Source organism: Paenibacillus sp. GCM10027626, assembly GCF_042676285.1.
Classification (GTDB): domain Bacteria; phylum Bacillota; class Bacilli; order Paenibacillales; family Paenibacillaceae; genus Paenibacillus_Z.
Map to the genome: position 1 here is coordinate 1 of NZ_JBHTHC010000049.1, position 12,249 is coordinate 12,249.

The 12,249-nt window shown below is 45.5% G+C and carries 19 protein-coding genes; 18 read left to right on the forward strand and 1 reads right to left on the reverse strand.

Going from position 1 to position 12,249, the window contains the following annotated elements:
• Nucleotides 1–292: hypothetical protein (locus tag ACFQ0N_RS37930; protein WP_379335635.1), on the forward strand; the 292-nt coding region annotated here is incomplete at its 5' end.
• 8 nt (nt 293–300) lie between these two features.
• Here the strand turns inward: ACFQ0N_RS37930 and ACFQ0N_RS37935 are convergent.
• Entirely contained in the window at nt 301–666 is a 366-nt protein-coding gene (locus ACFQ0N_RS37935) for a helix-turn-helix transcriptional regulator (RefSeq protein WP_379335637.1), read from the reverse strand.
• Between the two features lie 111 nt (nt 667–777).
• On the opposite strand from ACFQ0N_RS37935, the gene ACFQ0N_RS37940 reads away from it, so the two are divergent.
• The 17 genes from ACFQ0N_RS37940 (at nt 778) to ACFQ0N_RS38020 (ending at nt 12,127) form a co-directional block, all read left to right on the forward strand.
• Complete coding sequence (locus ACFQ0N_RS37940; RefSeq protein WP_379335639.1) at nt 778–930, forward strand: hypothetical protein; 153 nt, start codon at nt 778–780, stop codon at nt 928–930.
• The gene (locus tag ACFQ0N_RS37945; protein WP_379335641.1) at nt 899–1,276 is read left to right on the forward strand and encodes a hypothetical protein; all 378 of its coding nucleotides are present in this window, start codon (nt 899–901) and stop codon (nt 1,274–1,276) included. The genes ACFQ0N_RS37940 and ACFQ0N_RS37945 overlap by 32 nt, the downstream gene beginning before the upstream one ends.
• Nucleotides 1,276–1,650, forward strand: coding sequence for a hypothetical protein (locus ACFQ0N_RS37950; protein ID WP_379335643.1), 375 nt, complete (start codon nt 1,276–1,278; stop codon nt 1,648–1,650). The genes ACFQ0N_RS37945 and ACFQ0N_RS37950 overlap by 1 nt, the downstream gene beginning before the upstream one ends.
• Nucleotides 1,651–2,391, forward strand: a complete 741-nt coding sequence (locus ACFQ0N_RS37955; protein WP_379335645.1) for an ATP-binding protein — start codon at nt 1,651–1,653, stop codon at nt 2,389–2,391.
• Nucleotides 2,392–3,321: 930 nt separating this feature from the next.
• On the forward strand, nt 3,322–4,113 hold the full coding sequence (locus ACFQ0N_RS37960) for a helix-turn-helix domain-containing protein (RefSeq protein WP_379335647.1): 792 nt from the start codon (nt 3,322–3,324) through the stop codon (nt 4,111–4,113).
• Between the two features lie 71 nt (nt 4,114–4,184).
• A complete protein-coding gene (locus ACFQ0N_RS37965; RefSeq protein WP_379335649.1) occupies nt 4,185–4,673 on the forward strand; it encodes a MerR family transcriptional regulator in 489 nt (162 codons plus the stop codon).
• 7 nt (nt 4,674–4,680) lie between these two features.
• Nucleotides 4,681–4,959, forward strand: coding sequence for a hypothetical protein (locus tag ACFQ0N_RS37970; protein WP_379335651.1), 279 nt, complete (start codon nt 4,681–4,683; stop codon nt 4,957–4,959).
• Between the two features lie 427 nt (nt 4,960–5,386).
• Complete coding sequence (locus tag ACFQ0N_RS37975; RefSeq protein WP_379335653.1) at nt 5,387–5,662, forward strand: hypothetical protein; 276 nt, start codon at nt 5,387–5,389, stop codon at nt 5,660–5,662.
• 1 nt (nt 5,663) lies between these two features.
• Nucleotides 5,664–5,834 (forward strand): hypothetical protein, encoded by a 171-nt coding sequence (locus ACFQ0N_RS37980; protein WP_379335655.1) that lies wholly within the window; start codon nt 5,664–5,666, stop codon nt 5,832–5,834.
• A 1,275-nt stretch (nt 5,835–7,109) separates the two neighbouring features.
• A complete protein-coding gene (locus tag ACFQ0N_RS37985) occupies nt 7,110–7,274 on the forward strand; it encodes a hypothetical protein (protein WP_379335657.1) in 165 nt (54 codons plus the stop codon).
• Between the two features lie 87 nt (nt 7,275–7,361).
• A complete protein-coding gene (locus ACFQ0N_RS37990) occupies nt 7,362–7,538 on the forward strand; it encodes a hypothetical protein (protein ID WP_379335659.1) in 177 nt (58 codons plus the stop codon).
• Nucleotides 7,535–7,696, forward strand: a complete 162-nt coding sequence (locus tag ACFQ0N_RS37995) for a PTS ascorbate transporter subunit IIC (RefSeq protein ID WP_379335661.1) — start codon at nt 7,535–7,537, stop codon at nt 7,694–7,696. The genes ACFQ0N_RS37990 and ACFQ0N_RS37995 overlap by 4 nt, the downstream gene beginning before the upstream one ends.
• Entirely contained in the window at nt 7,693–7,908 is a 216-nt protein-coding gene (locus ACFQ0N_RS38000; protein WP_379335663.1) for a hypothetical protein, read from the forward strand. The genes ACFQ0N_RS37995 and ACFQ0N_RS38000 overlap by 4 nt, the downstream gene beginning before the upstream one ends.
• A gap of 58 nt (nt 7,909–7,966) precedes the next feature.
• Nucleotides 7,967–8,248 carry a hypothetical protein gene (locus ACFQ0N_RS38005; protein WP_379335665.1) on the forward strand — a complete coding sequence of 94 codons (282 nt, stop codon included), beginning with the start codon at nt 7,967–7,969 and terminating at the stop codon, nt 8,246–8,248.
• Between the two features lie 67 nt (nt 8,249–8,315).
• A complete protein-coding gene (locus ACFQ0N_RS38010; protein ID WP_379335667.1) occupies nt 8,316–9,767 on the forward strand; it encodes a hypothetical protein in 1,452 nt (483 codons plus the stop codon).
• Entirely contained in the window at nt 9,764–11,536 is a 1,773-nt protein-coding gene (locus tag ACFQ0N_RS38015) for a fibronectin type III domain-containing protein (protein ID WP_379335669.1), read from the forward strand. Before ACFQ0N_RS38010 ends, ACFQ0N_RS38015 begins: the two co-directional genes overlap by 4 nt.
• Before the next feature lie 135 nt (nt 11,537–11,671).
• A complete protein-coding gene (locus tag ACFQ0N_RS38020; protein WP_379335671.1) occupies nt 11,672–12,127 on the forward strand; it encodes a hypothetical protein in 456 nt (151 codons plus the stop codon).
• Nucleotides 12,128–12,249 lie beyond the last annotated feature (122 nt).

Here is a 12,249-nt window from a genome sequence, read left to right on the forward strand (position 1 = left end):
GCTAATGTGGGATATACTGCCCGTGCCAATACGCAACATGATAGATTCCATTTTCAATCCACCGCTTGCGTTTCTTAATCTAATTAAAGACCTACTAGACAACGCCGGAACAGTAGCCGGGAAAGGAATAAACCTAAATAACTACTTTTCATTTTTCGGCTATCTGCCAAGCGAATGGCAGCTTGTTGTCAAATCGGCACTAACTTCCGTTGTGCTGCTGGCCATACTGTTCCTTGTCCGCAGCGCTTGGGATATGTATTTACGGGTTAAGTCATCATCGCAATGGTGGTAAAAAGACGCTCATTTACGAGCGTCTCGGTATTCTTCGATTTGTTCGATAGTCCACAGCGGGCCGCTGGCAAGTCTCAAAGAAGGCTCTGGAAACTTATCGCGAGAGATATATAAAGTTACTTGCTGTTTCGACCATCCAAGCATTTCAGCTGCTTCCGCTAATCCAACGACTAGCGGCTCCATGTTATTAGCGATAAGTCGGTTTTGATTGTCGACATATAGGACGCGACCTAAGCCATTTCCAAAGTTTTCAACGACGATCCGAGCAGCCGTTTTAGGTACTTTCTTGAGGCTGCCGTGAATAGGACTCAAACCGGACAACGATACTCCGTATTCCTTATTTAAAGCTTGAATGTACTCTAATGGGTTATTCATATGATATTCGTCCTCTCGTTTGTTGATTTACTTTATAAATCAAATATAGCACGTTTGTTTTATAAAGTAAATCATTTCGGTGATATTTTTTTATAAAAGGAGAACGCACACATGGAAGATGTTTTTGCTTACTTTGTTGCAATCGGCGCAGGTTTGGGCATCGGGATAACCCTTGGAGCTTTACCAGCGCTGGCCATATGGCGCTATATCAAACGCAAGGGGGCTGCTGCACATGGTTTCAAAGCTGCGAAAGCCCGTACCTGATAGGGATCAGGTGGTCATCATCGAGGAGGGGACAGCAGACATTGCAACGGTCTTTGATATTGATGATCGGGCCGTATATGCAGAGTCATCTTCACAGGAGTACGCCATACCTATTGGCGATCTTAAACCATATGTTGGTTCATCCGGCCGCATATTCGTACTTAATGCAGACGCTGATTATATCAGCGACACCAAGCGGCTGGCCGAGCTGGAAAAGTCTATCGTGCTTCGACAAGTTACCCACTATCAGAAGCCACCATCTGAGGAACCGACAAGCATTAATATCCGGGCCATTTTGCTTTATGTCTTAATCGGTATCCTGCTGCTGGCGGTGATCTTTAAGTAATGTTTAATCCCGAAGCGCAGCGGAACCAGGACAAAATTCAATCCATTTTATCCGATGACCTATTTCCCAACGTACAGCATGTATCCGACGTGAAACAAGTCCTCGAATACATGGAGAACGTTGCACAGGCCGTAAGTGAGGAGCAGCTAAGAGCTGCTATCTTGCTGGAGACTCTAGGCAATAATGAACGGCTGCATGGAGAGAAAAACCCGTATAGGTGGCTTATCGATCGGCTAATCGGCACGAATGACAAAGCGGGGCCATGGAAAAAGGCAGTTGCTCAAACAAGTGTCTATCTCGATACCATGCAGGAGCTGATACCAAAACCGCCGCGGCCGCTCATAGTAGCGCCGGGAGGAAAGGGGAAAGAATAGATGCCGCATCTAATCGGTATTGTTGGGCCGCTGGGGGCCGGGAAGACCACCGCGGCAAGTATATTCCCTTGGATATGGAAAAACGCAACAGAAGCCCGCGGCGGCGATTTAGAGCTGTTTAGTAACTATGATCTATACGGTTCGCAGCGGATGGATGACCCGGAAGATTGGTTCAAAGTAGCAGAAGCGCATGGTTCTGTCTGTATATGGGACGAAGCACACCGAACGTTCGATAGCCGGCGATTCTCATCGTTCCAAAACATTCTAGCTACTGAGCTACTAACGTTCGTCCGCAAGATGGCGAGCATTCAGATATTCGCGACTCCATCCGTTAACCGACTGGATACACGGATTCGCGAGATTATTGAAATCTTGATTGTTGTTCGTAAGGTTAAAAGCGGTACTTATTACGATTTCTACGATTTTCAAGCGGATTTTGGCGGGCGGTTCGGCAAATACTTGCACAGCAAGTTTATTCCTGCACGCAAGATGAAGCAGATTCACCGACTCAATCTATTTGATTCTTATAGCTTTGTGAGCCGTTTTCCGCTGCCTGACAATGAGCGAGCTGCCGTAAAGTTTATGAACGAGCTAGAAGCCGCGCATTTACGCGGTATACAACGCAGACGAAAAGAGGTTAAAGCGAATGATGGAATTATCATTAGTACAACCGACGAGGATCAAGAAGGACCCGCGAAAGCTGGCCTACTTGTACCCGAAAATGCCGCTATCGCGCTTTAGGGAGCGCGTAGACGAATTTTATCAGCTCAAAACGATAAAGGCAGCGGAGGACGTTGCCAGAGCTGTAGGAGCCATTTTACTGCCGTCTACGTGTTTGCATCATAGACGGCGTGACCCCGATCGGCGCGTCGTAATTTATGGCCGCACTTATTACATAGTGCCGGAGGACAATTTAACGCCGCTGGAAATCGAAAAATACCGTTTGGCTTGCGAATAAGGAGGAACCGTCATAAAAGGGAAATCCGTAGGGTTTGCGCTGATGATTTCAGCGCTTGTTGTCCTGATTTTTATAGCGTCTTATATCGCCTATGAGCAGCGGAATTTATCCATTGTTCAGCATTATATGTTTCTAAGGTTGAAATGAGGGGAGAAGGAGGTTTTATATGCTCTATTCTAAGGCCCTACAAAGGCCATATCAGCGGCCATATGTGCCGATGGATAAAAAGGACGTCGAAATAATTCAGAGGGCTGGTAGCACCTACAGGGCGCTTTTGGCAAGGTCTGAACAAGCTTGGAAGGAAAAAAACCAAATAGAAGCTATCCGTTGTAGCAGACGCGCGGACAAATTACGGGTAGAGATACTAGCAAGATACGACATCTTGCTCTAAGGAAAATTATAGACAAGCTACGGAAACAGGTTTAATATGGAAAGTAACAATTCCATAATAAAAAAACCTCCCGATAGCTGGAAACTATCAGAAGGTTTTCCGTACGAGCAAGCTGGAAACTTGCTACGTACCAAGTCGATGGCTAACTGCAATTAGCACATAGACAGGTTCAAGTGTTCTTTTACCCAGCAACACAGGAACCGAATGTTATAGGTAAAGTATATCCTATTTCTGTCTAAATGTTAAGCGCCGAAAGCTATGACTTTCGGCGCTTTTTTGCGTTAGTTTATGGTAAATCATTTGGAGAGAGGGTAAAAGTGACATGAGCGAACAATTAACGGACAATCTAAGGGTTTTTGTAGTACCTCTGCAGGTGATGGAAGACGAGAGCTTGAGCAGCAGTGAAAAGATGGTATATATCGTTTTGCGCAGCTTTGTTAATCCTCATAAAGCCGAAGCCTTCCCGGCGGTGCCGACGATCGCAAGGCTTGCCAGTCTGAGCGAGCGCCAAGTGCAGCGCGTCATGAAATCGTTAGAGGAAAAAGGATACATAGCGAGAGAAGCCCAATACAAATATGACCCTAATAAAAGGATAGCCCGCCAAACGGCCAACCTGTACAAACTTGCTCTTCCAAAAAGTGAGGAAAATACAGGGGCGACACCATGTCACCGGGGGGGCGACACCATGTCACCGGGGGGGGCGACACCATGTCACCGGGGGGGTGACACCATGTCACCGGATAGAGAACATAATCATTTGAACAATCAAATTATTAATAATGATGATGATACTAGGCAAACTATTGAATCAATCTATGAGCAATATAAAACCGAAATTACAAGAGAACAATTCGACCAAGTAGTAAAAAGAGTATCCAAACGGAAAACACCAAATTTTGCAGCTTACCTAAATGTATCGGTACAAAACGAAATCTCAAATGCTCAAGTAGCAGCTACAGATGCAGCAGAAGAATCGAAAGTGAAAAAAGGGAAAGGGCAATCGAAGCGTAAACAGCAAATGGAAGTCGTCCAATCACAAGATGAAGAAGAAGTAAGCAAGGATGAACTAGAGGAAATGCGCAAGCTTGCCCTAAAATTGGACAGCAGCCGCTAGCAGGAGCCGAGGACATCCCCACCGAAGTTTTTATTTAGATAAAAGTTCTTACTAAGGTGGTGAAAAATCGAGTGGAAAGCTTGGAAAAATTGAAGCTAAAAGAAGTTTCAGCCTTACTAAAGGAAACGCCGGGCGTACTAAGGAATTGGCTACGCGATTACAAGGGGTTAATACCCATAGAAAAGGCAGATAACGGGTTTAATTTGTTCGGGCCGGAGGCTATTGCTAAATTGCGTACAATCCAGCAAATGCATCGGCAGCAGGGGTATAGTACCCGGCAAATCGAGCATTATTTGCGGACGGGGGAGGAGGTGGCCGCGGCGGTTCAATCAGTGGAAATGGTTCCAGATGCTCCACAAGCGCTGGAAGAAATCAAGGAGCAGCTACGGCAGCTGACCGAGCGGCAGGACGATTTAGCCCGCCAGCAGTTGGAAATACAACGAGAGACGTTGCGGCGGCTGAATGAGCGGAACGAAATGCTGACACTGCTATTAGAGCAGCGCCGGGAGGAAAGGGAGAAGGCGCAGCGGCCATGGTGGAAATTTTGGGGAAGGGAATGATAATAAGATGAATTTAGAGTATAAAGGCGTTAACAAGCATGGGCGTGTCGAGTGGCTGGAAAAGGATTTAGTAGATTCGTGGTATCCAGAAGGCAGAACGTTAGAAGAATGGCATCTACGTCAATACAGACCATTCGTTGAAGGTATTCAGTCTACGATTGGTCGGGAGCTGACGAAGGATGAACTGCAAACGATTCATTGGTTATCTGGCTACGAAAAAAGCACAATAAGCCATATCATGGGACTTATTACAGCTGCTTATGAGCAAGGAAAAGTATCAAAATGAATACGTAGGAACATGGAGACATATGTACAAAACCTTGGATTAGGTACAGATGTCCGGCCCAATCGGAAACAAGGTAGGGCCGCAAACCGGAGCATTCCGGCGAAAACGGGAGTTTAGGGGTTTATGAAAATGGCCAGATTTTAGGGGTGTTTCGTGAAGTGAAAACGGCCGAATACGGCCAAATTTGACCGAATATAGGAGTTGATAAAATTGTTTATGAGTATATGCGAAGTATGCAAAGAAGAACCGCAGTTTCGGACGGTCGAATCTGACTTTAACGGCCAAAACAAAAGGCTGAATGTGTGCATGGACTGTTTTTATGCCATTGAAGAAATGGAGAAAAGGGAAAGGGAGCGAAAGGAAATGAAATGCGTAATGTGCGGAAGGACTGGCCCGAAGGTGGGGAATCGATTCTTTGAGGACGGACATGACCAGGACTTATGCGATGATTGTTATCATGAAACGAAAGGCGATGAAGAAAACCAAGAACGTTCGCAACGCGAAGAATGGTAACGCGAGGGGAATCTATATGCCATCGTATAAAAATGATTTGTTGGATTCTTTCGGTAAATATAAGCTGTGGGCATTACCAAACAGCCTTTGGAAAATAACAGAGAAGGGCAGAAATGTAGCCATATATGTGAGTTACGAAGCTGCAAAACAAGCGTTTGAAGGCATAAAGGAGGAATTAAGCGCTGAATGAATTGTACCGTAAAGCGCTGGACGCGGCCGGATACGGCCACGAGCCAGCGACAGAAGCAGCCGTAAGGGAATGCTTTGCCGATTATGTAGCCGCGGGATATTGGGCTGATGTTTACATAGATGAGCTGGACGAGATCCAGACTATCGACATGGCGCGGGCATTAATGCGATAAGGCACTAAAGCCGATAAAAGAAGAAAATCAAGGAATAGGGGAATTACAAAATGAAACATGAGGAATGTGAAGTTTGCGGCAACGAAACAGGCTATTACAGACAATATTGTTTAGGCTGCCAGTTACATACGGTGGTGGGGCCGATCATAAGGGAAAAACATGTATGCAGCGACTGCGGACATGGTAGCAAGGGTGAATGGATTCCGGCTTACAGGATTTCCCCTTGTCCCGTCTGCTCAAGTGTCCGCAAGGAGATAGCGAACCATAAGCCAGTAATAGCATAAAAATTAAGTTCCCCCCCTATGATCAACCTTTTTGTTGTATGCTAGAAATAAAACAAAAGGGCGACTGTCTCGGAGGGGATTAGTTTTTGGGACGGCCGCGTATAGATGAATCCGAAAAAGTTAAAACGGTGCATATCAATTTGAAACAAAAAGTAATCGAAAAAATTGCCAAGGAAGGCAAACCGAAACATGTCATTGAACGAATAATAAATGAACTTTATAACAACGATAAATAGTAAGCAGCCCCTTTTTTTTTTAACATAAAGGACGAACATATATTTTGTGATAGAATATTCGTTCGTCCATTTTTTCGTCTGAAAAAATGGGTAAAAACCTTGATAAACCTGATTACTAAGGATAAATTTATTTTTTGCCAAACTTTTTCGTAAGGGTTTACATTGCGATAAAACGGTACAGCAAAAGAAATCATTTACGTAGTAAATGGGTATTTATTATGCGCCGCCGTTATCTTTCTTTTGGGGCATGGGATAAAAAAGCGGCTAAATTACAATTTTTTGTATTGACCAGAATATTCGTTCGTGGTACTTTTGATATAAATTAAAAATTTAATTTGGATATTTTGAACTATATTTCGATTAAAAACGCCAAAATCAGAATAAAAGGGTGCAACTATGGAATAGGAGTTTTCATCCTTAAAATGCAGGAAAACTAAGGGGTTAGGGAGTTTTCAAGCTATACCAAAAATGCACCATATTGACAATTTTCGCGTTTGAGTCAAATAATAGTGTCAAACAAAAAACGCCTAGCTGCGAGTGTTGGTAGCACTCACACTAGGCTAAGGAAACGAGCTGCTCTCTCAGCTCCGAATCCCTGTTAACCATCATAGCGACTAGTGCGTTTTTTCGCAATTCGTATTTTTTTACATTTACGAATGTGCGGAAAACGTTTAGTCTCGTATGAGCATAACAGGTAACGGCTGCGGGCATTAGCTCGCAGCCGTTTTTTGTTTTTTGAAAGGAGGGAGGGCAGATTGGGCGAAGTTCCGCAATATGCGGACATCCAAACGCCAGACGGCGGCGTTTTGCGAGTCTTATATGAAATAACGATTGGCGACATGGTTGTAAGCACCTTTATAGCTTTGCTCCTGCTCTACTTGATAATTAACGGCATAACCAAGAAGCTTTGGGGGAGGTAGAAAGGTGGAGGGTTTAGTTTACGCGATTGGTGTTCCAATCACTCTCGCCGTTCTCCTGTATGTCGTTGGGAAGGCGGTGACGCTCCGATGGCAGACGAAGCGCTAGGCGGTCTAATATCCAGTGATGTATTTGCGACGGCATTAGGAATTCTGATGTCCCAGAAGCCGTTTCAGCTCAGCCTGTTTGTATTTGGTGTCGGATTGGTGCTCATCTCTTCACTGATTGCGATATGGATACATATCAAGGAGGGCAAAATAGCATGAATTTATCGGATATTTGGGATTGGACGTTTATGTGGCAGATGTTCCGTAACTTTTCGGCCAGTGGTTCTCCATTTGTCATGATCGTGGTTGCGGTTGCCTTATGCGGCATGCTGCTGGGCTTTCTCGTTGACCTGTTCATGAAGAGGAAACGGTCATGACAAGGCTGCCAGATAGCCCCTTTAACAGTAAAGAGTTTGTCGCCGGAGTGCTCGACCATACTAAATGGTTTCTCACGCAGAATCAGTTATTTGTCATGCTTGGGGCTGCGGTTGTGATTGCATGCGTATTGCTAATGGTCATCGTAAACCTGTTTGACCGTAATAAAGAACAGGACAAAGATGATGACGATTATGAATACAAACGGATTTAATGAGTATCAAAGGCTTGTCCTTTGCTCATATATAGCACACATGGGAGGTTTTTTAACGATGTTAAACATCTTCAAAAAGAAAAAGAAAGTTACTGCTGTAGCCGGGGCCTCACTTGCATTGGCCGCGCTGCCGTCCGCTGTAGGAGCAGCACCAATTTCCTTTGGTGATTCGTCCATCGGTATTACGACGACTGATGCCATTGCTACAGGTTTCAACTTCATGGGGCTTTTTGATAGCTGGACAATGTTGGTTGTAGGTATTATTTTTGCCCCGGTGGCAATCGGCTTCATCATTTGGTTGATGGGCAAACTGCCGCGTATGGGGAAAAAATCATCCTAATAAACTCGAACGAAAGGAGATATAGCCCAGACATGTATTTTGTCTGGGCTATATCTTTGAGGACACCATGAAAAAATTGTTCTCTGCTTTCATGGGCCTGCTGCTAATTGGTCTGAGTATTACAGGCATAGCAGCTGCGGCCATGAACAAGGATTTAAATAATTGGTACGGCATTCGGGCTACTGGCCCTGGTGAACATTACCTCATGGACAAGTATTATAACCCCGAAATCCACGGGGATGAAAAAGAGAATGACGGCATCATAAGGAGCTTTGTTCTAGTGGCTGAGGGATTTAATTCCGCTACGGATAAGCTTTTTGTCAGCTATGATGACGGACCGGATAAACCTATTAGCCTTGGGACGACCACGACGAGCGGATCTCCTCACAAAATTAGCGTTAAGCTTGTACGATCTGCGGCAGCTGCCCCGGTCATGGTTAAACTGACAAAGCTGACTGTCGATGATGCATCGGCACCGGATCAGATTGTTTATACCTACACGGCCAACGTTCCAGCGGACTGGACAGGGGATATTGATCTATTGCATGACGTTGATGCAAATCATTACTACGTGCCGGATAAAGACGAATATAGAGTTGATTATGAGAAACTTTCCGGGGTTACTCATTACGAGCTGCACTATCTCGACAGCAGCGGCAGGACGCTTTATAAGCGCGACTACAACCAGCCGCCTACAGGCATCCATTGGCTGACATGTAACGGGATTTACGAGCTACGCTACTTTGATAGCAATGGAACAATGATCGGCAAGACGAAGAAAATGCCAACGTCCGAAATAAAGCAGCCTAAATGTGCGAGTAATTCCGAGGATGACGATACAGGCGGCGGAGATAACGGAAACGGCGGGGAAGACGGCGGCTGTGGCGATGTGTGCAAAAAATTGCGGGAGACACTTGCTTGTCCTGAGTGGGATACCTATATGGGAGAATTGACCGATATGATTCGCGGCGCTTTTGATTGGGACGACATCGCATCGAAATTTCTAAAAAAATTCGCTGATTATTGGGGAGACGTACCAGCCCCACCAACTAAGGCAGTCATTAAGGCGAACGTTAGACCAGACATACCGGGAATAGATACAAGCGTTCCTGACGCTAATATCAAGCCTGCGGCGCCGGATGATTTTAAGGACGGGGCCATGGAATACGACATTACTAAGGGGCCTGTTATCTCTGTTGAGGATGGTTCGCAAGCAATTGAAATTTATGAACCGGACAAATTTATGAAGGCCGATGGCCCGCCGGGGACAATGGTATATCCCAAAGACCCGAAAAATAGTTCAAACGGGATAAAGGAGCCGGATAGGCCGAACACAGGAACGGTTATGCCTGAGCCGACAGCGCCTAACAATGGGCCGCCCCCAGCGGAAATGCCAAAGCCCGGGGGCGGAATAGATGATCCTCCACCAGTCCCAAATCCAACAACGGGGCCACCGCCTACGCCATCGGATAACGGGGATTTTGTTATTCCAATTCCAAAGGGAGGAGGAACTAAGTGAAAAGGCTGACATTTGTTTTTCTTTTGCTTGCTGCCTTTATTGGCACACCAAACAATGCAAACGCCGCAACTGGCGAAAATGTTTTATTAGGAGTTCCGTTTTCGGGATTCACCGAAGCGACGGACGGCGACCAAACAACCTATTTTGAAATGAAAGCCAATTCGGTTACAGCGACATTGCCAGAGGAACACGATATCCAGTCAATGACGATAAAGGCCGAGTTTGGATCCTCGGGAATGTATGTGGAACTCAAAAACGCCAAGGGCGAAATGGTTGACTATCCGTATTTTAGATCAACCGGAGTAAATACGGTTAGTAAAAATTGGCCTAAACCTATCAAAGTAAAGACTATAACGCTGCTTTACACAACGCCTAAAGTTTATGAGGTTGAACTATACGCCGTCCCAGACACCGAGCCGCCAGCTGCACCGTCAAATTTAAGTGGAACAGCTGGCGACAAAAAGGTTGAATTGCAATGGGGCAAAAATTCGGAGTCAGATTTTGATAAATACCGTGTTTATCAGAATGGTATCCGGTTAATTGATGTAAAAACGAATTACGCGACTATTGGCGATTTGGTCAATGATACGAGCTATACCTATTTTATAACCGCATTCGATAGATCAGGGAACGAGTCTCTAAAGTCGAATGTGATTACTCTTACCCCAACTGCCCCCGATCTGACGCCGCCAACTGTTCCCGTACTCAATGGTACGGCAGGTGATAGAAAAGTAAGTTTGTGGTGGACGGCCAGCACCGATAACGTTGGGGTTGAAGGGTATAGAATCTATCAAAACGACAAACATGTAAAAACTTTAAACAGAAACACCCTTTCGGCTGATATTACTGAACTGGAAAACGGAAAAAATTATACGTTTCAAGTGACGGCATTTGATGCCGCGGGCAATGAATCAGCCCGGTCTAACAGTGTAAACATCAAACCGGATGTTACGGAAGATGTACCGCGAAACGTGAAGGCGCAGTCTGGCCCCACGATAACGGTCACATGGGACGGGGTAGAAGATGCAACCGGCTACCGCATTTATCGTGATGGCAAATTAATTGCAACGGTTGGGGATGTTCGCACTTATGTAGATTCTGACGTTAAAAAGGGAACGGAATACGGCTATCAAGTAGCTGCTATCATTGGCGGAAAAGAACATAACAAGTCTTCTCCTCCAGCAAAGGCAAGGGCCAACAATTCGATCGAATTTCCGGGTGGCGGTGAAGGTGGAGACGGCGGCGACGGTGGCGGCGGTGGTATCGATATTGATGATGCCATTAAAACCGGGGTGAATTTTCTATGGGAATTTAAATTTTGGGTGATTCTTGTTTTAGGGATTATTTTCAGCCCAACCATCCTGTCTATACCCGTTTGGATTATGCAAAAGGTTCGGCCACCAAAGAAAAAGAAAAGGAAGGGCCGTCCCAAATTATCAGAGGAAGAAAAAGAGAGACGCGCGAAGGAACGGAAACTCAACAAGGCGCGAGACGACAAGTATGATTACTTGACCCGTATAGGGAAAACTAAAGAACGTGACGCCTGGGCAAAACAGGTAAACTATTTGACTCCTGAGCAACGAGCCGCGGAAAAAGAACGGAAAGCCCGCGAAGCTCGTGAAGCGAGAGCCAAGGGGAACGGAGCTGGCCGGAAGCAACGGCAGCCAACCCAAACCCGATCATCCAGCCAGACGAAACGGCAGCCAACGATATCTAATCGAGAGCAGCGACAAGGCAGAGAAGGGAGAACGATGAGGAATGGACGGTAATTTAGTATCCAGTGCAATGCCCTACATAGTGGCTATTGCCCCGTTATTACTGATTTTGAGCGGCGTATCAATTGCCGATTTGACAATTGGATTGCTCATTAAATTAATTAAACAGGGCAATCCCTTCAAACTCAAATGGTAGCCAAATTCCTTGGGTACATCTCGAGTTTTTTTCAAAACCTGTTCTCGGTCAGCCTTGATTTTTTAGGCGACCTGTTTAAAAGCCTATTCGACGGATTGATTGTTGTCCTTAAAGCAATATTCAAACCCATTCTGATTGTAGTAGCCCTGATTTTTTATTTTGTGTACAAAGTCGGGGAATTGGTGGTCATGCTGGTCAAGGTGCTGCTTGCGATCGGCAAGCTACTGTACAGCTTTGTAATGGGGCTTTTTAAGACGTTGGGTGGATTAATTTGGACGCCAGCCCCGCCGAATCACGGGGCATGGTCCAAACCGATACAAGAGGTTTTTTTAGCGCTCGAGCCGTATCAGCTGAACAAGATAGCTTATGTACTAATGTTCATAATTTGGGTTCTAACAGCTGTAGGAGCTATTAGGCTTTTATCTGCTCGCGGGGGAGGGGATGGCTAATGTGGGATATACTGCCCGTGCCAATACGCAACATGATAGATTCCATTTTCAATCCACCGCTTGCGTTTCTTAATCTAATTAAAGACCTACTAGACAACGCCGGAACAGTAGCCGGGAAAGGA